A 21,337-nucleotide genomic window follows, 5' to 3' on the forward strand; every position below is an offset into this window, starting at 1 on the left:
TCAGCTAAGCCCCTCTCCCCTTGCGGGAGAGGGGTCGGGGGAGAGGGGTTGCGCCGCGTCCGCGGCGCTGGAAGACTCAAGCACCGCCATGATCGCTGCGGCCACGCCGTCGCTGTTCGCCAGGATATCGTTGTTCCAGAAGCGTAAGACGCGAAAGCCCTGCTCCATGAACCAGGCGTCGCGTTCGAGGTCGCGATCGCTCTCCGAGTGTTGGCCGCCATCTGCCTCCACGATCAAGCGATGTTCGAAGCAAACGAAATCGGCAATGTAACGGTCGTCAAACACCGTTTGGTGCCGCCACTTGAACGCGCCCAGGCGCTTCGCGCGGAGTATAGTCCAAAGCCGCGCTTCGGCATCGGTTGGGTTAGTCCGCATGTGCTTCGCGCGTTGAAGCATCAGCGCGTGACGCGCCCTGAGCCGGGCGAGACTTTTCTGGCGGCTATCGCCACCGCCCCCTCTCCCCAACCCCTCTCCCGCGAGGGGAGAGGGGCTAGAGTGGGTGTCCCCCATTACGCCAGCATCCCCAGCGGCGCCTCGACCAGCCGCTTGAACGCCTGCATCAGCCGCGCCCCGTCGGCGCCGTCGATGGCGCGGTGGTCGAAGCTGCCGGTGGCGCTCATCACGGTGGCGATCTGCAAACTATCGTCGATCACATAGGGCCTTTTCTCGCCTGCGCCGATCGCCATGATCATCCCCTGCGGCGGGTTGATCACCGCCTCGAACTGCTTGATCCCGTACATCCCCATGTTCGAGAGCGACGCGGTCCCCCCCTGATATTCGTGCGGCTGGAGCTTGCCTTCCTTGGCGCGGCCGGCGAGCTCCTTGATCTCGGTGGCGATGGCGGAGATCGACTTCGCCTCGGCGCCGGCGACGATCGGCGTGATCAGGCCGCCGGGGATCGACACCGCGACCGAGATGTCGGCGCGGCTGTATTTGAGCAGCTGGTCGCCGGAGATCGAGACGTTGCATTCCGGCACCTCGATCAACGCCGCGGCGAGCGCCTTGATCAGCATGTCGTTGACGCTGAGCTTGATGTCACGGCTCTCGAGGCCCTTGTTGAGCTCGCCGCGCAGCTTGAGCAGGGCGTCGAGGCGGATGTCGACCGTGAGGTAGATGTGCGGGATCGTCTGCTTCGCCTCGGTCAGGCGGCGAGCGATCGTCTTGCGCATGTTGGACAGCTTGACCGCCTCGTGCGGTATGTCGGTGTCGACGACCGCCGGCGGCGCCGCGCTCGGGGCGGACGGGGCGGCGGCTGCCCTCGGGGTCTTGCCCGCGGCGCCGTCCACGTCGGCCTTGACGATCCGCCCGCCCGGGCCCGAGCCCGTTAGCGAGGCCAGGTCGATGCCCTGCGCCTCGGCCAGCCGGCGCGCGAGCGGGCTTGCCTTCACCCTATCGCCGCCCGACTTCGCGGCGGGCTGCGCGGGCGCCGGCGCGGGCGGGGGTGGTGCAGGCGCCGGCGTTTCCTTGGCCGGTTGGCCGGCGCCCGTCTCGCCGCCGTCCTTGGCTACCGGTTCCTTGGCTGGAGGGGGAGCGGCCTTGGCGGAGGAGGCGTCCTCTCCTTCGCCTGCGATCATCGCGATCACGGTGCCGACCTTCACGCCGTCCGAGCCCTCGGGAACCAGTATCTGCGCGATCGTGCCTTCGTCGACGGCCTCGAACTCCATCGTCGCCTTGTCGGTCTCGATCTCGGCGAGGATATCGCCCGATTTGACGCTGTCGCCCTCCTTCACCAGCCATTTGGCGAGCGTCCCCTCCTCCATGGTCGGGGACAAAGCGGGCATCTTGAGCTCGATCGGCATCGAAACGGGTTTCCTCTTGCGAAGGGCCGGAGCGTCCAAACAGCAAAGGCGGCCTTATGGTCAAGCCTATAGCGGCGCCCGCTTGCGCGAATGATCGATCTGGCGCAACCGTTCCACCGAAGGGGGAGTGCGATGCGCGCCTATCTGGTGGTCATGGACGAAACCGCGGAGGCGCTCTCCGCGCTTCGCTTCGCCGCGCGCCGAGCGGCGCTGTCCGGCGGCGGAGTCGAGATCCTGGCCCTCATCCCGCAACAGGAATTCGTCCAGTGGGGCGCGGTCCAGGAGGCGATGGAGGAGGAGGCGCGGCTTCGCGCCGAGGCGATGCTCGTCCAGGCGACCGGCGCGATCATGGAGGAGGCCGGGATCAAGCCCTCGATCACGGTGAGGCAGGGCGATCCGGTCAAGGCCGCCGCCGAGCTGCTCGCCGAGCGTGCCGATTATGCGGCCTTGGTCCTGGGCGCGGCGGCGGAGAACGGGCCCGGCCCGCTCGTAAGCCATTTCTCCGGCGCGGCGGCGGGATCGCTGCCCTGTCCCCTGATCATCGTCCCCGGCGGCCTCGACGACGAGGCCCTGATCCGGCTGGCAGCCGTCTAGGGCCTCGGGTGAAGCAATACTCAGCTTTCTAATCCCTCCCCCTGAGGGGGGAGGGGAGGGTGGGGGTTTACGGAGTTCGCGGTTTTCCGCCTACGCCGGAACCCCTCACCCCAACCCTCTCCCCATGGGAGAGGGAGTCTTCAGGCTTGCTGAATCTTGATACAGCCTAGCCGCGCTCTCCCGGCGGCGGACGGCGCGGCGGGGCCGGGCGACGGCAGACGCAGCGGGGGCGGCGATGCGCGCGGCGGTGGACCGTCTGATATTCCTCGGTGATGACTTCCGTGTAGCCGGCCGAGGCGGCGCTCATCGACACCGTCTCGATCACGATGGGGTAGGCGTAGGCGCCGTAACCGTAGCCGCCGCCATAGACCTGGGTATAGCCATATCCCTGGCCGTAGCCGTAGCCGGCGGGCATCGCCGCGCCGTAGCCATAGGGCATGGCCGCGGAGCCGTGGGCGGCGTAATAGGCATAATCCTGGGCGCCGGGCTGGAAGGCGCGCGAGCCGCGATAGGCGGGAATGCCGTTCACCATGTCCCACTGCTCGCCATATTGATCCCAATCGAGCCCGCCCCTCGTATCGACCACCCGGCCGCTGCCGTCGATCAGGTAGGCGTCGTCATAATAGCGGATCCAGCGGCGGCCGGGGCCGGGATCGGCGAAGCCGTAGGCCTGCCAGTTGGAAATGCCGAACTGGGGGCCCATCCAATAGGGATTGACCATTCCGCCGCGCTCGAGGCGGTGGGGAACGCCCTGCGGGACCGGCATCTGCGCCATCTGCGGCGCCATTTGCTGGGCCATCATCTGCGGCGGCATCATCTGCATCTGCGGCGCCATTTGCGGGCCGTAGCCGGGCGCCGGCATCGCCTGGGCAAAAGCGCCCGACGGGGTGAGCGCGATGCTCGCGGCCAGAACGGAAAGGCTCAACTTGCGCATAACGTGTCCCCTGTTCGCAATGGCCGGTAAGTGGCCGGGCAGGACGGTGAACGCATCTTTTACGCTTTGGATCAGGCCTTTTCCATGCCGCTGAGCCGCCTCCCGACGCGCTGTATCAATTCGACACACCCCGCCTCGTCTTCCTTGTCGAAGCGCGCTGGGCTCGGGCTGTCGAGATCGAGCACTCCGACCAGAGCGCCATCGATGACGATCGGCACGACCAGCTCCGAGCGCGAGGCGGCGTCGCAGGCGATGTGACCCGGAAAGGCGTGAACGTCCTCGACCAGCTGGGGCAGGCGAGTCTCCGCCGCGGCGCCGCACACGCCCCTGCCGAAGGGAATGCGGATGCAGGCCGCCCGCCCCTGGAACGGGCCGAGTACGAGCTCGCCGCCGACATTGCGGTAGAAGCCGGCCCAGTTGAGGTCGGGCAGGCTCTCCCAGAGCAAGGCGGCGAGGTTGGCCATGTTGGCGATCCCGTCCGGCTCGCCGGCGGTCAGCGAGTCCGCCGCTTCGATCAGCTCGCGATAGAGAGACGGCTTGTCGCCCGCCTCGATCCTGAAGTCGTACATCTCGTTCTCCCAAGCCCGTCATTGCGAGGAGCGAAGCGACGAAGCAATCCAGTCCGGCGCGGCTCTGGATTGCTTCGCGCCGCTCGCAATGACGGCGGTCAGTCCAGCCGCACCTTGCCCCGCTTTTCCTTCACCGAGCCGCGCTGCTTCTTCGAATCCACCCTTTTCGCCTTGGCCGCCCGGCTCGGCCTGGTCGGCTTGCGCTTGGCCTGGCGGACATGGGCCTTGGCGATGAGCTCCGCCAGCCGGGCGCGGGCATCCTCGCGATTGGCTTCCTGCGTGCGGTAGGATCGGGCGGTGATGACGATCTCGCCCGCCGCAGTCATCCGGCTGCCGGCGAGCGACCTGAGACGCTGGTAGACGTCGGGCGCGAGACCGAGCCTGAACACGTCGCAACGCAGCTGGCAGGCGCTCGCCACCTTGTTGACGTTCTGGCCGCCTGGCCCGGTGGAAGCCAGAAAGGTCTCCGACAGCGCCTCTTCCGGAAGCTCAAAGGACATCGCCGTAGCCCGCATTGACGAAGGTGGGCGGCAGCGGCGCCGTCGCTTCGACGGGCGGCTTGGCGCCGCGATCGACCTTGAGCGACAGGGCATGGAGCAGCATCGGCCCCTTTCCCGCGCCGTAAACGGGATCGCCGACGATGGGGATCCCGATTCCCGAGGCGGCGTGGACCCGGATCTGGTGGGTACGCCCGGTTTCAGGCGAGAAAACGAGGATGGCGCGGCCATCGCGTATTGCGGCGACGCGCCAGTGAGTCACCGAAGGCCGCCCGGCCTCGTCCGCGACCATCCGCCAGCCCTCCTCGGCGGTCGAAATCTTGCCCAGCGCCATGTCGACCGTGCCTTCCTCGGCCTCCGGCACGCCGTCGAGCACCGCGACATAGGTTTTCGCCACCCTTTTGTCCTCGAAGGCGCGCTGGAACGCCTTGTGCGCCTTGGGATTGCGCGCGAGCAGGAGGCAGCCGGACGTGTCGCGGTCGAGCCGGTGGACCGGCAGCGGCCTGCGCTTGAATCCGAAACGAAGATGGTGAAGATAATCTTCCAGGCTCTCGGGGGTCCTGCCGCCCGGGTGGACGGCGAGGCCCGCAGGCTTGTCGATCACCATCGCCTCGCCGTCGATGAAGAGAACCCGGCTTTCCCAATAGCTCATGGCCCGCCCTGCCATGCGCGTGGCACGCGCGCAACGCCCGCAAAAAAGCGTGCTGCATCACCGTATTAATACGAAATTAACCTTTTGCCTTCACATCTCTAAAGGTTAATGAAGGTCGAGGGGCGAGGGTCGCCACGCGACAGGAGGGCTTCCCAATGCGTGTTTTGCTGATCGAAGACGAGCCGACGACCGCCAAGGCGATCGAGCTCATGCTCTCCAGCGAGGGCTTCAACGTCTACACCACCGATCTCGGCGAGGAGGGCTTGGACCTCGGCAAGCTCTACGATTACGACATCATCTGCCTCGATCTGAACCTTCCGGACATGCACGGCTACGACGTGCTGAAGAAGCTCCGCACGGCCAAGGTCGGCACTCCGGTGCTGATCCTCTCGGGCGTCAGCGAGATGGATTCGAAGGTTCGGGCGCTGGGCTTCGGCGCCGACGATTACGTCACCAAGCCGTTCCACCGCGACGAGCTGGTCGCCCGCATCCACGCCATCGTCCGCCGCTCGAAGGGCCACAGCCAGTCGGTGATCAAGACCGGCAAGCTTTCGGTCAACCTCGACGCCAAGACGGTCGAGGTCGACGGCAGCCGCGTCCACCTGACCGGCAAGGAATATGCGATGCTCGAGCTGCTCTCGCTGCGCAAGGGCACGACTTTGACCAAGGAGATGTTCTTGAACCATCTCTACGGCGGAATGGACGAGCCGGAGCTCAAGATCATCGACGTCTTCATCTGCAAGCTGCGCAAGAAGCTGGCGCTGGCCTGCGAAGGCGACAATTATATCGAGACCGTCTGGGGCCGCGGCTACGTGCTTCGCGAGCCGGAGGACGTGGAGACCGCCCAGGTCGCCTGATCCGAATTCCCGATTGGTGCCACGGCCGGCGTCCGCGAGCCTCGCGGGCGCCGGCTTCATTTGTGGCCTATCAGATCACCGTGAAATCGCTCGCGGTGAGCACCGTTCCGGCTTGCACGGTCGCGAACAGGATCGCTGCACCTGCGCCATTGCCGTCGGCGTCGAACAGGATCTGCCCGTTGGCGCTGTTGTAGATGATCCGGTCGTCGGCGTCGCCGGCGGCGGCGCCCGTGACGAACGCGCCCGCGGGCAGGGCCCCGGGGGTCAGCCCCGTGAACACTGCGTCGTCGAGGGCGATCGTATCGTCGGCGGCGTTGAAGTCGGCGATCGCGTCGACATTGCCGCCACCGAGCGCGGTGGTGAAGGCGAAGGTATCCGCCCCGCCATAGCCGGCCAGATAGTCCGCTCCCGCGCCACCGTTCAGCACGTTGGCGCCGGCATTGCCGTACAGCTCGTTGGCAAGTCCGTTGCCGGTGAGGTCGATCGCAGCGACACCCGATTGGCTGTCGGTTGACAGGACTTCGATCTCCTGGCCCGCACCGAGGGCATAGCTTACCTTCGCATAGACGACGTCTCGGCCGCCGCCTGCAGCTTCCGCCACATAATCGTCGGCGCTGTCCACTACGTAGACGTCGTTGCCCCCGAAGCCGGCCATATAGTCGGCCCCACCGCCGCCCTCGATAAAGTTGGCGCCGGAATTGCCGTAGATTTCCTGCGCCAGCGCGTTGCCGATCAAGGTCTGCGCGCCGGTGCCGGCCTGGTTCGACGAGGACAGGACCTCGATGTCGAGGCCCGCGGCCATCGTATAATCGCCGGGCGTGTAGATGACGTCGCGGGCGCCGCCGCCGGCATTCTCGATCACGTGATCGCCGGGTCCGGCGACGAAATAGCGGTCGTTGCCGCCAAGCCCGATCAAATAGTCGGTGCCGCCGCCGCCTTCGAGGAAGTTATCGCCGGCATTGCCGTAAATTTCCTGGCCGACCTCGTTGCCGACCAGCTCGAGCGGCGCCGTGTCCGCCTGGTTGGCCGCCGAAAGCACTTCGACGAAGACGTTCGGATCCAGCTTGTAGTTGGTCTGGGCGTAGATGACGTCGCGCAGACCGCCGGCGGCCAACTCGACGACATCGTCGTCGGGATGGTCGAGGAGGTAGATATCGTTGAAGTTACCCCCGGCCATTCCGCTCGGGCCGGCCGGGCCGATCAGGAAATCTTCGCTGTCGACGCCGTTGATGGTCATCGTCACGGTCGCCGTGCTGCCGCCGTTCAGGGTGTAGGTGAAGGAGTCCTGCGCGGGCTGGTTGGTGGCGCCGGAACCCGGCGCCGGCGTCGCGTCGAAGGCGTGATTGGGCTCGTAGACGAAGCTGCCATTGGCCTGGAGGGTGAGGATCGCGCCCGAAGGGAGAATGATCTGCGTGCCGACGTTGGCCGGCGATCCGTTGACTGCGGTTACCGTCTTCGGGCCTCCGTCGGGATCGACATCGGCGCCCTGGCCATTGTTGGAGAAGACGTTTCCGGTCCTGCTGACGGCATTCTCCTGGAGGCCGAAAGAGTCGTTCACCGCCACCGGGGCGTCGTCGACGCCGGTAAGCGCGAGGGTGGTGACTCCGATCAGCTGCGCGCCGATTCCGGTATCGACCGTGATCGTGACGCCGGAGCTGGTGCCCGTCGTGATATTATCGCCGCCCACGGAGACGCGCACCATCGACAGCGCTGTGGCATAATCGGCCGCGGAGGCGCTGCCGCTGAGGATGAGGGTTGGGGTACCCGCGCCGCTCGCGACGATCCCCGCCGGTATCGGCCCGGCCAGCGTCAAGGCGCTGCCGCCGGCGATCGTCATCGATCCGATGGGCACGCTCGACGTCAGGGTGAAGCCGCCGGCGACGATGGGAACGGGAGGATCGCCCTCGGTGTAGCTGGTGGTGAAGCGCGCGTCGGTCGCGCCGTTGTCGAGGGTGGGAATGCCGGCCGTCGAGCGGCCGAAGATGACATAGCCCGCGCCCTCGTCGGAGCCGAGCGCCCCCGGCGCGCCGACGATGATGTCGTCATAGCCGTCATTGTTGAGGTCGCCGCCGGCCGAGACGCTGATGCCGGCGAGGTCGCCGCCATTGTCGCCGATGATCCTGAACCCCTCGCTCGCGGTCATCGAGGCGAGGTCGACGGTGCCGAAGCCGCTCGCTTTGCCGAACACGACGAAGGCGCCGCCGGCATCGTTGCCCGAGCCGTCGGTGCCGTTGGCGCCGATGATGACGTCGTCATAGCCGTCGCCGTTGACGTCGCCGGCGCCGAGCGCCGAGCCGGCGAAGTCGAACTGGTGGTTGTTGGCCAGCTTGAAACCGTCCGCGGGCGCCAGCGTGGCGAGATCGATCGAACCGAATCCGCTCGCCTTGCCGAAGATCAGATAGGTGTCGCCGGCCGAGGTGGCGCCCGGCTCGGTCTGACGCGGCGCGCCGACGAGCAGGTCGTCGAAGCCGTCGCCGTTGAAGTCGCCCGCGCTCGAGACCGCCGTGCCGGCCTCGGCGCCGTTGGCGGCGCCCTGGATGCGGAAGCCGTCGGCCGGCGCGAGCGCGGCGAGGTTGACGTTGCCGAAGCCCGCGGCCTTGCCGAACAGGACGTAGGCGGCGCCCCGGTTGGTCCCGCCGACGTCGGCGGCATAGGCGCCGACGATGATGTCGGCATAACCGTCATTGTTGATGTCTCCTGCCGAAGAGACGCTGATGCCGGCCCGCTCGGCGGTGGCGGCGCCGACGATGGAAAAGCCGTCCACGGGGGTGAGGGTCGTGACGTTGAGCGGTCCGAAGCCGGTGGCCTTGCCGAAGATGACGTAGGCGGTGCCGGTGTTGTTCGTGTTGCCGTCCGGCGCGCCGACGATGATGTCGTCAAAGCCGTCATTGTTGATGTCGCCCGCCGAGGACACGCTGTGCCCGAGCCGGCCGATCTGTCCGGTTCCGCCGATTTCGAATCCGTCGGCCGGGGTGAGGGTGGCGAGCGAGACGTTGCCGAAGCCCGAGGCCTTGCCGAACACGACATAGGCCGCGCCGATGGAGTTCGTTCCGACGTCCTCCGCGCCGATGATGATGTCGTCATAGCCGTCGCCGTTGACGTCGCCGGCCGAAGCGACGCTGTAGCCGGCGGCGTCACCCTGCGCTTCGCCGTCGATGCGGAAGCCGTCCGCGGGCGTCAGCGAGCCGAGGAAGACCGTGCCGAACCCGCTCGCCTTGCCGAACACGACCCAGGTCGATCCGGCGCCCGAGACGCCGGCCGTCGAGGATGGCGAGCCGAACAGGAAATCGTCATAGCCGTCGCCGTTGACGTCGCCGGCAGAGGCCACCGAGAAGCCGACATTGTCGGTGATGACCGCGCCACGGACGACGAAGCCGTTGCTGCCAAGGAGGCCGAGATCGATCAGACTGGGAAAGCCGGGCATAGTCTTCACTCACATTCGAGAAGGGGTCAGATCACCGTGAAATCGCTCGCGGCGAGCACCGTTCCAGCCTGCACGGTGGCGAACAGCACGGCCGCCCCCGCGCCGGTGCCGTCCGCATCGAACAGGATCTGGCCGGTGGCGCTGTTGTAAATGATCCGGTCGTCCGCGTCACCCCCGGCGGTGCCGGCGACGAAAGCCGTGGCGGGGAGCGCGCCCGGCGTCAATCCCGTGAACACCGCATCGTCCAGCGCGATCTTGTCGGTGCCGGAGACGAAGTCGGCGATCTGGTCGACATTGCCGCCGCCGAGCGCGGTGGTGAAGGCGAACGTATCCGCGCCCCCGAAGCCCATCAGATAGTCCGCTCCCGCGCCGCCGTTCAGCACGTTGGCGCCGGCATTGCCGTAGATTTCCTGCGCCAGCGCGTTGCCGGTCAAGTTCTGCGCGGCGGTCCCGGCCTGGCTCAGGGAGGAAAGAATCTCGATCTCATTGCCTGCAGCCAGCACATAGTCGCCCAACGCATAGAGGACGTCTCGCCCGCCGCCTGCAGCTTCCGCCACATAATCGTCGGCGCTGTCCACTACGTAGACGTCGTTGCCCCCGAAGCCGGCCATATAGTCGGCCCCACCGCCGCCCTCGATAAAGTTGGCGCCGGCATTGCCGTAAATTTCCTGCGCCAGCGCGTTGCCGATCAAGGTCTGCGCGCCGGTGCCGGCCTGGTTCGACGAGGACAGGACCTCGATGTCGAGGCCCGCGGCCATCGTATAATCGCCGGGCGTGTAGATGACGTCGCGGGCGCCGCCGCCGGCATTCTCGATCACGTGATCGCCCGGGCCGGCGACGAAATAGCGGTCGTTGCCGCCAAGCCCGATCAAATAGTCGGTGCCGCCGCCGCCTTCGAGGAAATTGTCGCCGGCATTGCCGTAGATGGCCTGGTCGAAGCCGTTCCCGACCAGCACCGAATCGGTGGCCGCATCCTGGCTGATGGCGGACAGGACTTCGATCTCTGCCTTGTCGCCCAAGTGGAAGTCGGAGCGGCTATAGACCACGTCGAAGCCTTCCCCGCGCGTTCAAGGACCGTGTCGGTTACACCATCCACGATGTAGACGTCGTCGCCCGCGCCCCCCTTCATGGTGTCCGCGCCGCCACCGCCCTCGAGCAAATCATTGCCGTCGTTACCGAACAATCGATCGTCACCGCCCTGGCCGTCGAGTTGGTCGTCGCCGCCGCCGCCTGCGAGCGTTTGGCCGGCGATCGTGCCCCTGCGGACGACTCCGGTGGCGGGCGCAATGCCGTACAGGACATAGGCCTCGCCGGCATCGGTGCCGCCGTCGTCACCCCGATATGCCCCGACGATGATCTCGGAAAAGCCATCGCCATTGATATCGGCGGAAGAGACGTTGCCGGCGAGATCGCCCGCTTCATCGCCCTGGATAATGAAGCCGTCGGTCGGATCGAGCGAAGTCAGGTCGATGATCCGGCGGCCGGTTCCGTCGATCGTTCCGAAGGCATCGCCGCGGCCGAACACGACATAGGCCTCACCGGCATCGACTCCGCCATCGTCGCCGAAATGGGCACCGACGATGATGTCGTCGAAGCCATCGCCGTCGACATCCCCGGCCGGCGAAACGCTGCGGCCAGCGAGATCACCGGCTTCGTCGCCCTGTATGACGAAGCCATCGACAGGCGCGAGCGAGGCAAGGTCAATCACCCGCCGGCCGGTGCCGTCGATCGTGCCAAAAGCGCCGGCGTGGCCGAACAGGACATAGGCTTCCCCGGCGTCGAGGCCGCCATCGTCCCCGAAATGGCCGCTGATGATGAAATCATCGAAGCCGTCGCCGTTGATGTCGCCGGCCGAAGCTACGCTGCGGCTGGCGAGGTCGGTCATCGCGTCGCCCTGAACTATGAATCCATCGCTCGGGGCGAACGTAGCCAAGTCCACGACGAGGCGGCCGGTGCCATCGACCGCACCGAAGGTGCCCGCGCGGCCCAAAAAGACATAGGCCTCGCCCGCTTCAGGGGCACCATCGTCGCCGCCATCCGCACCGACGATGAAATCGGCGAATCCGTCGCCATTGATGTCTCCGGCCGAAGCGACCGAAAAACCGGCGAAATCCAGCGCTTGGTCGCCTTGCACGACGAAACCGTCGGAAGGCGCGAGGGAGGCGAGGTCAATCGTCGCGCGGCCGCTGCCGTCGATCGTGCCGACGGGCCCGGCGTGGCCGTAGAGGACATAGGCCTTGCCGGTCCCGGTGCCATAGAGACCGCCATAAGCGCCGATGACGAGGTCGGCGAAGCCATCATTGTTTATGTCGCCGGCCGAAGCGACGCTGTCGCCCGTTTCGTCATTCGCGGCGTCGCCCTGAATAACGAATCCCTCACTGGGAGCCAGCGAAGTCATGTCCAGAACCCGGCGGCCTGCGCCATCGATTGTGCCGAAGTCGCCTGCGTGGCCGAAGAGGACATAGGCTTCGCCGGCATCGAGGCCGCCGTCGTCGCCGAGCGAAGCACCGACGATGATGTCACCGAAGCCATCGCCGTTGAAGTCGCCGGCCGAGGCGACCCAGCGGCCGAAGAAGTCCCCTGCCGCGTCGCCTTGGAGCACGAAGCCGTCGGATGGGGCGAGCGAAGTCAGGTCGATCACTCGTCGGCCGGTGACGTCGACCGTGCCGTAGGCGCCGGCGTGGCCGAACAGGACATAAGCTTCGCCGGCATCGACTCCGCCCTGGTCTCCGGAAAAGGCGCCGACGATGAAATCCTCAAAACCATCGCCGTTGACGTCACCCGCTGAAGAAACGCAGAAACCCGCGGAATCGCCCGCTTCGTCGCCTTGGACGACGAAACCGGTATCCGGCCCAAGGGTTGAGAGGTCGATTACGGTCAACTTTGTTTTGCTCCCTCGCGACTCCGCGTTCTCGCGTCATCTTCGGGGGGCGTTGGCCGGGACCCGCATCGGGGTCAATCCAGTGAATACCATGGGTCGAGGCGGGCGCCTCAAATCACCGTGAAGTCGCTGGCCGTGAGGGTAGGATGGCCCTGCAGCGTGGCGAACTGCACGGCCGCGCCGGCGCCGTTTCCATCGGCGTCGAAGAACAGGTTGCCAGTGGCATTGTCATATAAGATCCGGTCGTCGGCATCGGCCGCAACGGTGCCCGTGACGAAGGCACCGGCCGGCAGAGCGCCGAAGCCGAGCCCCGTGAACACCGCATCGTCCAGCGCGATCTTGTCGGTGCCGGAGACGAAGTCGGCGATCTGGTCGACATTGCCGCCGCCGAGCGCGGTGGTGAAGGCGAACGTATCCGCGCCCCCGAAGCCCATCAGATAGTCCGCTCCCGCGCCGCCGTTCAGCACGTTGGCGCCGGCATTGCCGTAGATTTCCTGCGCCAGCGCGTTGCCGGTCAAGTTCTGTGCGGCGGTCCCCGCCTGGCTCAGGGAGGAAAGAATCTCGATCTCGACGCCCGCGGCCAGCGCATAATCGCCAACCGCATAGACGACGTCGCGCGTTCCGCCGCCCGCGCTCTCGATCACGGTGTCGCCTGTGCCGGAAACCAGATAGCGGTCGTTGCCGCCGAGCCCGATCAGATAATCGGCGCCGCCGCCGCCCGCCAGGAAGTTATCCCCCGCATTGCCGTAAATCTCCTGGCCGAACTCGTTGCCGATCAGCGCCAGCGGGGTCGTCCCGTCCTGGCTCGCCGCGGAGAGGATTTCGATCTCGACGCCCGCTCCGAGCACGTAGCTGTCGAGCGCGTAGACGGCGTCGCGGCCGCCTCCCACACCCTCGATGATGTGATCGCCCTGCCCGGAAACGCCGTAGCGGTCGTCGCCGCCCAACCCGACGAGATAATCATTGCCTCCCCCACCGAACAGGAAGTTGGCACCGGCATTGCCGTAAATCTCCTGGTCGAGGTCGTTGCCGACCAACACCATCTCGGTGGTGGCCGCTTGACTCACCGCCGAGATCACTTCGACCGACACCCCCGCGCGCAACACGTAGCTTGCCCGCGCATAGATGAGGTCCCGGCCCTCGCCGGCGCTTTCGAGGATCTCGTCGCTGAGATCGTCGACGACGTAGACGTCGTCGCCCGTCCCTCCGATCATCAAATCCGTGCCCGAGCCGCCGTGGAGGAAATCGTTGCCGCTGCCGCCGCGGAGCACATCGTTGCCGGAATCGCCGTCGATCACGTCGTTGCCGCCCGCGCCGGACAGAAAGTCGTTGCCGCCGAGGCCGTCCAGCCGGTCGTCGCCGTCGGCGGACACATATTCGTCCTGGCCCGGAGTGCCGACGAAGGTCCGACCCGCCGGGTTGAAGAGGCCGCTGGGAGCGCCGAGATTGTAGGTCGAAAGATCGCTCGCGGCGACGTTCTTGAGCAGGATGTCGACGAGCCCCGAGCTGCTTCGGATGCGGGTGTCGGCGCCGACCTGGGCGATGGTCAGGCCGCCGCCGGGTCCGAACGGATTGGCGCCGAAGACGGCGAGGTCGAGCCGGTCGCCGTCCTCGCCGGCCTGGAAATCCTGCACGGTCAATGTCGTCGCGACGTGCTGGACCTGGACCACGTCACGGCCGCCGCCCAGGCCGAGCGTCTGGGTCCCTCCCCGCGAGCGGATGATGTCGTTGCCGGTGCCGCCGACGACCGTCGCGGTGTCGGTGATCGTGATGTCGTCGTCCCCGCTGCCGCCGTCGACGACCATCGAGGAAGCGGTGTCGATCACCATGATGTCGTTGCCGTCGCCGCCGGCGGCGACGCCGTTGACGCCCTCGAGCGTGATGAAGTCGTTGCCGGCGCCGCCGTCGACCACCAGGTTCGCGCTGCTCGCGCGGCGGGCCGTGATCGTGTCGTTGCCCGCGCCCCCACCCAAAATGTCGTTGCCGCCCGCCGAATCGGTGAGCACGTCGTTGCCGTCGCCGCCGGCCAGGACGTCGTTGCCGCCGCCGGTGTCGCTGATCGTGTCGTTGCCGGCGCCGCCTTCCAGCGTGTCGTGGCCGGCTTGACCGTCGAGCGTGTCGTTCCCGTCGCCGCCGTTCAGATTGTCGTTGCCGGCGCCGCCGGTCAGATTGTCGTCTCCGGCGAGGCCCGAAATGGTGTCGTCGCCTGTGGTGCCGGCGATCGTGTCGTTGCCTGGCGTCCCGGTGAAGGTCGGCATGTTCTGCGCTCCGGCATCGTGGCTGTCGCTTCAGCCATGACGGATTTCGCGAATCGGATCAACGCGATGGCTGAGGCGCCCCGTCCGGATTCGGGTCATATTACCGTGAAGTCGCCGGCGGCGGGCGCCGGAAGGCCTGGGCGGGGGCCGCGCAGGGCTCATCGCGCCTCGGTTATCAACATTTTCATAGGCTTAGTCTTGCACAATCGGCCCCCGCAGACGAAAGCCGGTCGGGAAGCGACGTTGGCCCTTAGACCGCGGCGCCGAGCGCGGGCCAGATGACCATGAACATCCCGGCGGCCGCCGCGGCCCAGGCCAGCGAGCGCAGATAAGGGATGCCGAGCGCGTAAAGCGGCAGATAGGCGATCCGGCCGCCGAGCCAGATCCAGGCCCCGAGCGCGGTCGTCTCGTTGCGCAGCGCGGCGACGCTGACGATCAGCACCGCGGCGACCATCAGCGGAAACGTCTCGAAGAAATTGGCCTGCGCCCGCGAAAGCCGGCCGACGAGGGGATTTGGCGGCGGCAATTCCTCGTCGCGCGGCCCGACATTCCATTTCGAGCCGTATTGCCGGGTCTTCACCTGCGCGGCGGCCAGGATGTGGACCAGGGCCAGCACGCAGCCCCAGGCGAGGACGATGAGTTCCGTTGTCATGGCGAAACGATAACTTCCCCGAGCCGCCGCGTCCATTGGCGCTTTTTGCGCTTTCGTGCATTGTGGGCGCGATGGCGGAGCCTAGGGCGTTCGACGAGCTTCGGGGAAACAGGAGCGGCCGCGCGGCGCGCGGCGGCTTCGAGCCGCTCGCGCGGTGGCTGGAGACCACTCCGCAGGCCGAGCTCGTCAAGCGCCAGCACGCGGCCGAAGCCGCCTTCCGAAGCCTCGGAATCACCTTCTCGGTCTATGGCGAGGAGGCCTCGGCCGAGCGGATCATCCCGTTCGACATCGTCCCGCGAATCTTCTCGGCTGCCGAATGGGCGCGGCTGTCGGCGGGGCTCGAGCAGCGCGTCCGCGCGATCAACGCCTTCATCGACGACGTCTACGGCGCCCGCAAGATCCTGAAGGACGGCGTGATCCCGTCCGACATCGTGCTGACCAACCCGCAATTCTGCGTCGCCGTCGCGGGGGCACGGCCGCCCCACGGTGTCTACGCCCACATCTGCGGAATCGACCTGGTCCGCACCGGCGCGGACGATTTCTTCGTGCTCGAGGACAATGCCCGAACGCCCTCGGGCGTCTCCTACATGATCGAGAATCGCGACGCGATGCTTCGCCTCTGCCCCGAATTGTTCGATCTCTTCCCGGTGCGCCCGGTCGATTCCTACCCGGAGCTTCTTCGCGAGACGCTCTATTCGGTGGCGCCGGAGGGCGCGCGCGAGCCGCGCTGCGTGCTGCTCACCCCCGGTCACCACAACAGCGCCTTCTACGAGCACAGCTTCCTCGCCGACAATATGGGCATCGAGCTGGTCGAGGGGCGCGACCTGGTGGTCGACGACGACATCGTCTGGATGCGGACGATCGACGGGCGGATTCGGGTCGATGTGATCTACCGCCGGGTCGACGACGCCTTCCTCGATCCGCTCGTCTTCCGCCCCGACAGCCTGCTCGGCGTGCCGGGGCTGATGGCCGCCTATCTCGCCGGCAACGTGACCCTGGTGAACGCGCCGGGCACGGGCATCGCCGACGACAAGGCGATCTATTCCTACATGCCGGAGATCGTGCGCTATTATACCGGCGAGGAAGCGAAGCTGCCCAATGTGGAGACCTGGCGCTGCCGCGAGCCCAAGGCCTGCCGCCACGTGCTCGAGAATCTCGACAAGATGGTGGTCAAGCTGGTCGACGGATCGGGCGGCTACGGAATGCTGGTCGGCCCGACCGCGTCGAAGAAGGAGATCGAGGCCTTTCGCTCGGCGATCAAGGCGACGCCCGAGCGCTACATCGCCCAGCCGACTCTCGCACTCTCGACCGTTCCGACGCTGGACGAGGAGGGCATGGCGCCCCGCCACGTCGATTTCCGCCCCTTCGTCCTGACCGGCGCTTCGGGCGTGACCATCGTTCCCGGCGGACTCACCCGGGTCGCGCTTCGCGAGGGATCGCTGGTTGTCAATTCCAGCCAGGGCGGCGGCACCAAGGACAGTTTCGTGCTCGCTCCGCCCGCGGCCGGCGAAGGCTGATGCTCTCGCGCACCGCCTCCAGCCTCTACTGGATCGGCCGCTACATGGAGCGGGCCGAGTTCACCACCCGGCTGGTCGAGGCGACCATCCGGCTCGCCGCTCTGGGCGGTCACGACCATGTCTCCAAGGCCTGGATGAGCGCGCTTTCGGTGGTCGGCGGACCGCCGCTCGACGTCAGCCGCGAGGGCAGCATGGCGCGGCGCTATCTCACCTTGAGCGAGGACAATCCGAGCTCGATCCGCTCGTGCATCGTCAGCGCGCGCGACAACGCCCGCGCCGGCCGAACGGCGCTGACCCGGGAGGTGTGGGAGGCGATCAACCGCGCCTGGCTGATGATCCAGGCCAGAACCAGCCCGGGCGGAGTTCAGGCGACCCTCAACCTGGTCGAGGAGCTGAAGGCCGAGCTTCGCGGCTTCGAAGGCGCGATGGCGCGGATGATGCGCAACGAGGGCTATTGGTTCGTCCGCCTCGGCTCGATGATCGAGCGCGGCGACGCGAGCGCGCGCCTGCTCGACGTCAAATATTTCCTGCTGTTGCCCGAAGGCCAGAAGGTCGGCGGCAAGCTCGACCGCGACCAGTGGACGACGATCCTCCAGATCGTCTCCGCCAAGACCGCCTACCGCCACCTCTACCGCGAGGCGCTGAAGCCCTGGCTGGTCGCCGACATGCTGATCTTCCGCCGCGAGCTGCCGCGCTCGCTGGCCTGGACCGCCGAGGAGACGGTCGAGCTGCTCGGCGAGTTCGGCGCGCGCTCGGGCCGGCAGGGACCGGCCGACAGGCTCGCCCGCCAACGCCTGTCGAAGCTCCAGGCGCTCGACATCGACACCGTATTCCAGCGCGGCCTGCACCAGTGGCTGCAGGCCTATGTGCGCGAGAACAACGCCATCGGCGTCGCCATCGCCGACCAGTTCAGGTTCACCTGATGCAGCTCTCGGTACGCCACGTCACGACCTACAGCTATGCGGCCCCGGCGCGCGGGCTGATCCAGCTGCTCCGCGCGACTCCGGTCAGCTTTGCCGGGCTGAACGTGCTCGATTGGCGGATCGACGTCGATTGCGACGCTCGCCTTCGCGAGGGGCGCGACGGCTACGGCAACGTCACCCACATGCTCTACGTCGACAAGCCGGTCGGCCGGCTTTCGGTCTCGGTCTCGGGCCGGGTGCTCACGGAGGACAGGGCGGGAATCGTCCAGGGCCTGCCCTACGACCTTCCGCCGCAGGTCTTCCTTCGCGCCACGCCGCTGACCGAGGCCGGGCCGGCGATCGCCGGGCTTGCCCGGATGCTGGCCGCCGGGCCCGATCCCGCGCTCGGCCGGCTCCACGCGCTCAACGCCCGGCTCTACGAGACGATGCGATTCGACACCGAGGCGACCGCTCCCGACACCACCGCCGAGCAGGCCTGCGCGGCCGGGCACGGGGTCTGCCAGGATTTCGCGCATATGTTCGTCGCCGCGGCGCGGCTGCTGCGAATCCCCGCCCGTTACATTTCCGGCCACCTGTTCCGCCGCGACGGCGCACACGTCCAAGAGGCGTCGCACGCCTGGGCCGAGGCGTGGGTCGGCGATCTCGGCTGGGTGGCGTTCGATCCGGCCAACGGAATCTCCGCCGACGACGCCTATGTCCGGATCGCCTGCGGCCTCGACTATCGCGACGCGGCGCCGGTCGCCGGCACACGTTCGGGTGGCGGCAAGGAGCATCTGGCGGTAGAGGTCGCGGTCAGCCAGACCCAGCAGCAGGCGCAATTCCAGTCGCAGAGTTGAGGCAGCGTTGATGGAGACCAAGGCCCCATGACTTACTGTTTGGGCATGCTGCTCGACGCCGGCCTGATCATGATCGCCGACACGCGCACCAATGCCGGAGTCGACGACATCTCCTCGTTCCGCAAGCTTCACTGCCTCGCCGACGGCCCCGACCGCTGCATCTACGCAGCGACGGCCGGCAATCTTTCGACCAGCCAGACGGTGATCAGCCTGCTGCGCCAGGGCATTCCGGCGGGCGAAGGCGAGGAGCTGGTGCGGACGATCGCCGAGCCCTCCAGCATGTTCCGCGCCGCGCAGCTGGTCGGCGAGGCGATGCAGCTCGCCAACCAGACGGTGGGCAAGGCGCTTTCCACGCTCAAGATCAGCGGCGCCGCCTCGCTCCTCCTGGGCGGCCGGATCGGCGATTCGCCGCCCTCGCTCTACCTGATCTACTCGGCCGGCAATTTCATCGAATGCAAGCCGGACATGCCCTTCTTCCAGATCGGCGAGACCAAATACGGTCGGCCGATCCTCGACCGGATCATGCACCCCAACACATCGCTCGCCGAGGCGATGAAGATCGGCTTCCTCTCGTTCGACGCGGCGATCCGGTCCAACCTCGCCGTCGGCCGCCCGCTCGACGTGATGGTCATGCCCACCGCGCCCGAGGCGAAGGTGCTGACCCGGCGGATCGGCGACGAAGACGCCTATTTCGACCACCTTTCGGCAAGCTGGGGCGATCTGCTGTCCGACGCCGCGGCGATCATCCCCGATCCCCCCTTCATGGCCGACCTCGGCTAGGATCCGTACCCAATTGGAATCCGGCATCATCTTCTTCCACGTCATGCTGAACTTGTTTCAGGATCCAGCATCGAACCACTGGGCGGGTGGAGAGCTGGACCCTGAAACAAGTTGGCGTTTATCCCGCTTAGACATTTACGTCTAAATCTTGTATCAGAGTCCGGACGGGCAGGTGCGCTAAGTCAAACTCAGTCTCCCCCATGTTTCTATTGGGGAGTGGGCGGATGAACGCCTTCCTTCTCATGTGTGCATTGCAGGGCGAAACTCCCGGGCTTCTTGGTGGAGTAGTCCAACCGGTGTCCATAGCCGACTCCGTAAATGTCGGTGTAAAAGATACGGAGGATCACAAAAAAGAGACGATCCTCCCCTTCGATCTCCTTGACCGGAAACGATCTGAAAATCGAACGACCCGGTTGCAGAATTTGCGGAGCGCCTCCGGGCTTGGGAAGGGACTTGGGGCGCGGCGGTTTCCCGCCATGTTGGGCGGCAGCGTGGAACGTGAGCACAGCCGGGGTCTTTCCATAGTTTTTCAGAGTTACGTTGAGGAACTCCCCTCCTCGCCTCGCCAGGATTTGTGGGCGGATTGGCGATTGCACGGGCTGGGAGAGTTCGATCTCCTTCACCCCCACATAGGCCCGCAATTCGTGCTTGGCCGTCTCCTGAGCGACAATGACGCCCTTCGCCGCCGCGTTCGCGTTGCGCTCGGCGATTTCCAAGGCCGTGTCGGCGTCCCTCGTCGCTTCCTGCGCCACCCGTACCGCAGCGCGAGTGTAATACAGGGTGGCAAACAGGCCGAACGTTCCGATCATTCCCAGGACGAACGACCATTTCGCCCAAAAGGCGGCATCGAAAGCGGAGTCCGCAGCCTTCCATTGGGCGCAAAGATCGGACTTGCGATTATCCTCAGTGCGCTGGCAGTCTTGGGTTATTTCCGGGGGGTGGATCGGCTCGACGGATTCAACTCTACGGGGGACCTGCGGAGCGTCGCTCCGCACCGCCTCAGCGCGGTCTCCGACTTCGCTGGCAGCGTTGCCCTGCTGGTTCTGTCCTTCCTGCTTTGGAGCTGGACTGACCCCTAAGAGCGCCAGCGCGAGACTCGCTAGGATCAAGGCCCTGACCATTAGGGCAGAGTGGTGTATAAGAGAGGGATGAGCAAGTTAGGTGAACGCTTCGACCGCCTTCTGGAAGCAATGGCGCATGGGGAAGCCCCTAGCGCACGAAAGAGTGCATGAGCCGATCAAGCATCAGGTGAGGCTTGACGCATGTTCCAGCGATACTCGAACTCCACGAGATACTTCGGAAGATGCTTCGCGCGCTGACGTGGATATGCGTTCCGTTGATCCCGCGCTTTAGCTGCGCCCAGAAGCCTTCAATCGCGTTGACGCCCGCCCCGCTTTGCTTGCTCTTCGGATCTTAAGCCGGTGACGGCGTTTGAGACGCTCCGGGAATATGGTCTCGGCTTTCCCGAGGCCGAGGAGGACTTCCCCTGGGGCCACACCGCGCTCAAGCTGCGCGGAAAGACCTTCGCCTGGCTCGACGAAAGCGACGGCACGTTCAGCCTGACGGTCAAGCTGCCGGTCAGCCGCGACTTCGCCGAGACGTTCGATTTCGCGTCCCCCGCCGGCTACGGCCTCGGCCGCTCGGGCTGGATCAGCTGCCGCTTCGCCGCCGGCGAGGCGGTCGATCTCGACCTGATGAAACGCTGGTTCGCCGAGAGCTATCGCGCCGTCGCGCCGAAGAAGCTCGCCGCGCTGGTGCCGGATCAGGACGCTCCCTGATTTGCGATTTTGGGCTTTTGCTCCTATGCCTAGGGGAATCCCCTAGGAATCAGGAATCTCCATGTCCACCCATCACGAATTCTACCTGGAGCGCGCCGCCGAGGCGCGCCGCGACGCCGACGCAACCCAGCTCCAGAACGTTCGCGACCGCTGCCTGCGCGCGGCCGAGGCCTGGGAGCAGATGGCCGCGCGGGTCGAGCGGACCGGGCGGATGCGCGCCGAGACCGAGGCCAAGAAAGCCGCCGCCCTCGTCGCCGAGGCGCACTAACGGCAGTTCCCGCTCAGCTTGAGCGCCACCCTTCCTGTGCCCCATCCACTCGAAGCCGCGGCGTACGCGGCGGCGGCTGAAACCCGGTAAGTAAGCTCCGCCTGGCGCGGCAAGGCTC

General features: G+C 66.6%; 19 protein-coding genes. 8 read left to right on the forward strand and 11 right to left on the reverse strand.

Annotation, left to right across the window (positions count from 1 at the left end):
- Both E6G92_10115 and E6G92_10120 read right to left on the reverse strand, forming a co-directional pair.
- Window positions 1–396, reverse strand: a complete 396-nt coding sequence (locus E6G92_10115; GenBank protein ID TMJ20085.1) for an endonuclease domain-containing protein — start codon at window positions 394–396, stop codon at window positions 1–3.
- Between the two features lie 113 nt (window positions 397–509).
- Complete coding sequence (locus E6G92_10120) at window positions 510–1,799, reverse strand: pyruvate dehydrogenase complex dihydrolipoamide acetyltransferase (GenBank protein TMJ20086.1); 1,290 nt, start codon at window positions 1,797–1,799, stop codon at window positions 510–512.
- Between the two features lie 132 nt (window positions 1,800–1,931).
- Here E6G92_10120 and E6G92_10125 point away from each other — a divergent pair, with 132 nt between their 5' ends.
- Window positions 1,932–2,393, forward strand: a complete 462-nt coding sequence (locus tag E6G92_10125; protein ID TMJ20087.1) for a universal stress protein — start codon at window positions 1,932–1,934, stop codon at window positions 2,391–2,393.
- A 166-nt stretch (window positions 2,394–2,559) separates the two neighbouring features.
- Here the strand turns inward: E6G92_10125 and E6G92_10130 are convergent, their stop codons facing one another.
- The 4 genes from E6G92_10130 to E6G92_10145 all read right to left on the reverse strand — a co-directional run bounded on the left by E6G92_10130 (window position 2,560) and on the right by E6G92_10145 (window position 5,045).
- Entirely contained in the window at window positions 2,560–3,327 is a 768-nt protein-coding gene (locus E6G92_10130; protein TMJ20088.1) for a hypothetical protein, read from the reverse strand.
- A gap of 71 nt (window positions 3,328–3,398) precedes the next feature.
- Entirely contained in the window at window positions 3,399–3,896 is a 498-nt protein-coding gene (locus E6G92_10135; protein TMJ20089.1) for a GAF domain-containing protein, read from the reverse strand.
- Window positions 3,897–3,994: 98 nt separating this feature from the next.
- Window positions 3,995–4,396 (reverse strand): aminoacyl-tRNA hydrolase, encoded by a 402-nt coding sequence (locus E6G92_10140; protein ID TMJ20090.1) that lies wholly within the window; start codon window positions 4,394–4,396, stop codon window positions 3,995–3,997.
- Window positions 4,386–5,045: an RluA family pseudouridine synthase gene (locus tag E6G92_10145; protein ID TMJ20091.1), complete on the reverse strand. Its 660-nt coding sequence runs from the start codon at window positions 5,043–5,045 to the stop codon at window positions 4,386–4,388. Before E6G92_10145 ends, E6G92_10140 begins: the two co-directional genes overlap by 11 nt.
- Before the next feature lie 155 nt (window positions 5,046–5,200).
- Between E6G92_10145 and E6G92_10150 the strand changes: the two genes are divergently transcribed.
- Window positions 5,201–5,902 (forward strand): response regulator transcription factor, encoded by a 702-nt coding sequence (locus E6G92_10150; protein TMJ20092.1) that lies wholly within the window; start codon window positions 5,201–5,203, stop codon window positions 5,900–5,902.
- A gap of 70 nt (window positions 5,903–5,972) precedes the next feature.
- Here the strand turns inward: E6G92_10150 and E6G92_10155 are convergent, their stop codons facing one another.
- The 4 genes from E6G92_10155 to E6G92_10170 form a co-directional block, all read right to left on the reverse strand.
- Window positions 5,973–9,335 (reverse strand): hypothetical protein, encoded by a 3,363-nt coding sequence (locus E6G92_10155; protein TMJ20093.1) that lies wholly within the window; start codon window positions 9,333–9,335, stop codon window positions 5,973–5,975.
- 859 nt (window positions 9,336–10,194) lie between these two features.
- On the reverse strand, window positions 10,195–12,207 hold the full coding sequence (locus E6G92_10160) for a hypothetical protein (GenBank protein TMJ20094.1): 2,013 nt from the start codon (window positions 12,205–12,207) through the stop codon (window positions 10,195–10,197).
- A 110-nt stretch (window positions 12,208–12,317) separates the two neighbouring features.
- Window positions 12,318–14,465, reverse strand: coding sequence for a calcium-binding protein (locus tag E6G92_10165; GenBank protein TMJ20095.1), 2,148 nt, complete (start codon window positions 14,463–14,465; stop codon window positions 12,318–12,320).
- A 250-nt stretch (window positions 14,466–14,715) separates the two neighbouring features.
- Window positions 14,716–15,117: a hypothetical protein gene (locus E6G92_10170; protein TMJ20096.1), complete on the reverse strand. Its 402-nt coding sequence runs from the start codon at window positions 15,115–15,117 to the stop codon at window positions 14,716–14,718.
- Between the two features lie 71 nt (window positions 15,118–15,188).
- On the opposite strand from E6G92_10170, the gene E6G92_10175 reads away from it, so the two are divergent.
- Genes E6G92_10175 through E6G92_10190 form a run of 4 tightly spaced genes read left to right on the forward strand, consistent with a single transcriptional unit; the run spans window position 15,189 to window position 19,173 of the window.
- On the forward strand, window positions 15,189–16,634 hold the full coding sequence (locus tag E6G92_10175) for a circularly permuted type 2 ATP-grasp protein (GenBank protein TMJ20097.1): 1,446 nt from the start codon (window positions 15,189–15,191) through the stop codon (window positions 16,632–16,634).
- Window positions 16,634–17,557 (forward strand): alpha-E domain-containing protein, encoded by a 924-nt coding sequence (locus tag E6G92_10180; protein ID TMJ20098.1) that lies wholly within the window; start codon window positions 16,634–16,636, stop codon window positions 17,555–17,557. The genes E6G92_10175 and E6G92_10180 overlap by 1 nt, the downstream gene beginning before the upstream one ends.
- Entirely contained in the window at window positions 17,557–18,393 is an 837-nt protein-coding gene (locus E6G92_10185) for a transglutaminase family protein (protein ID TMJ20099.1), read from the forward strand. The genes E6G92_10180 and E6G92_10185 overlap by 1 nt, the downstream gene beginning before the upstream one ends.
- A gap of 27 nt (window positions 18,394–18,420) precedes the next feature.
- Complete coding sequence (locus E6G92_10190) at window positions 18,421–19,173, forward strand: peptidase (GenBank protein TMJ20100.1); 753 nt, start codon at window positions 18,421–18,423, stop codon at window positions 19,171–19,173.
- Window positions 19,174–19,379: 206 nt separating this feature from the next.
- Here the strand turns inward: E6G92_10190 and E6G92_10195 are convergent, their stop codons facing one another.
- Entirely contained in the window at window positions 19,380–20,294 is a 915-nt protein-coding gene (locus E6G92_10195) for a hypothetical protein (GenBank protein ID TMJ20101.1), read from the reverse strand.
- Window positions 20,295–20,594: 300 nt separating this feature from the next.
- Here E6G92_10195 and E6G92_10200 point away from each other — a divergent pair, with 300 nt between their 5' ends.
- Together E6G92_10200 and E6G92_10205 are read left to right on the forward strand one after the other, a co-directional pair.
- Window positions 20,595–20,951 carry an MmcQ/YjbR family DNA-binding protein gene (locus E6G92_10200; protein TMJ20102.1) on the forward strand — a complete coding sequence of 119 codons (357 nt, stop codon included), beginning with the start codon at window positions 20,595–20,597 and terminating at the stop codon, window positions 20,949–20,951.
- A gap of 61 nt (window positions 20,952–21,012) precedes the next feature.
- Window positions 21,013–21,219, forward strand: a complete 207-nt coding sequence (locus E6G92_10205) for a hypothetical protein (protein TMJ20103.1) — start codon at window positions 21,013–21,015, stop codon at window positions 21,217–21,219.
- Window positions 21,220–21,337 lie beyond the last annotated feature (118 nt).

The organism is Alphaproteobacteria bacterium (genome assembly GCA_005883305.1).
Taxonomy (GTDB): Bacteria; Pseudomonadota; Alphaproteobacteria; order Sphingomonadales; family Sphingomonadaceae; genus Allosphingosinicella.

Coding starts and splice junctions, on each gene's coding strand:
- E6G92_10165 (TMJ20095.1), bottom strand. CDS start 14,465: ATGCCGACCTTCACCGGGACGCCAGGCAACGACACGATCGCCGGCACC.
- E6G92_10170 (TMJ20096.1), bottom strand. CDS start 15,117: ATGACAACGGAACTCATCGTCCTCGCCTGGGGCTGCGTGCTGGCCCTG.
- E6G92_10175 (TMJ20097.1), top strand. CDS start 15,189: ATGGCGGAGCCTAGGGCGTTCGACGAGCTTCGGGGAAACAGGAGCGGC.
- E6G92_10130 (TMJ20088.1), bottom strand. CDS start 3,327: ATGCGCAAGTTGAGCCTTTCCGTTCTGGCCGCGAGCATCGCGCTCACC.
- E6G92_10145 (TMJ20091.1), bottom strand. CDS start 5,045: ATGAGCTATTGGGAAAGCCGGGTTCTCTTCATCGACGGCGAGGCGATG.
- E6G92_10205 (TMJ20103.1), top strand. CDS start 21,013: ATGTCCACCCATCACGAATTCTACCTGGAGCGCGCCGCCGAGGCGCGC.
- E6G92_10180 (TMJ20098.1), top strand. CDS start 16,634: ATGCTCTCGCGCACCGCCTCCAGCCTCTACTGGATCGGCCGCTACATG.
- E6G92_10195 (TMJ20101.1), bottom strand. CDS start 20,294: ATGGTCAGGGCCTTGATCCTAGCGAGTCTCGCGCTGGCGCTCTTAGGG.
- E6G92_10185 (TMJ20099.1), top strand. CDS start 17,557: ATGCAGCTCTCGGTACGCCACGTCACGACCTACAGCTATGCGGCCCCG.
- E6G92_10140 (TMJ20090.1), bottom strand. CDS start 4,396: ATGTCCTTTGAGCTTCCGGAAGAGGCGCTGTCGGAGACCTTTCTGGCT.
- E6G92_10190 (TMJ20100.1), top strand. CDS start 18,421: ATGACTTACTGTTTGGGCATGCTGCTCGACGCCGGCCTGATCATGATC.
- E6G92_10115 (TMJ20085.1), bottom strand. CDS start 396: ATGCTTCAACGCGCGAAGCACATGCGGACTAACCCAACCGATGCCGAA.
- E6G92_10125 (TMJ20087.1), top strand. CDS start 1,932: ATGCGCGCCTATCTGGTGGTCATGGACGAAACCGCGGAGGCGCTCTCC.
- E6G92_10120 (TMJ20086.1), bottom strand. CDS start 1,799: ATGCCGATCGAGCTCAAGATGCCCGCTTTGTCCCCGACCATGGAGGAG.
- E6G92_10150 (TMJ20092.1), top strand. CDS start 5,201: ATGCGTGTTTTGCTGATCGAAGACGAGCCGACGACCGCCAAGGCGATC.
- E6G92_10135 (TMJ20089.1), bottom strand. CDS start 3,896: ATGTACGACTTCAGGATCGAGGCGGGCGACAAGCCGTCTCTCTATCGC.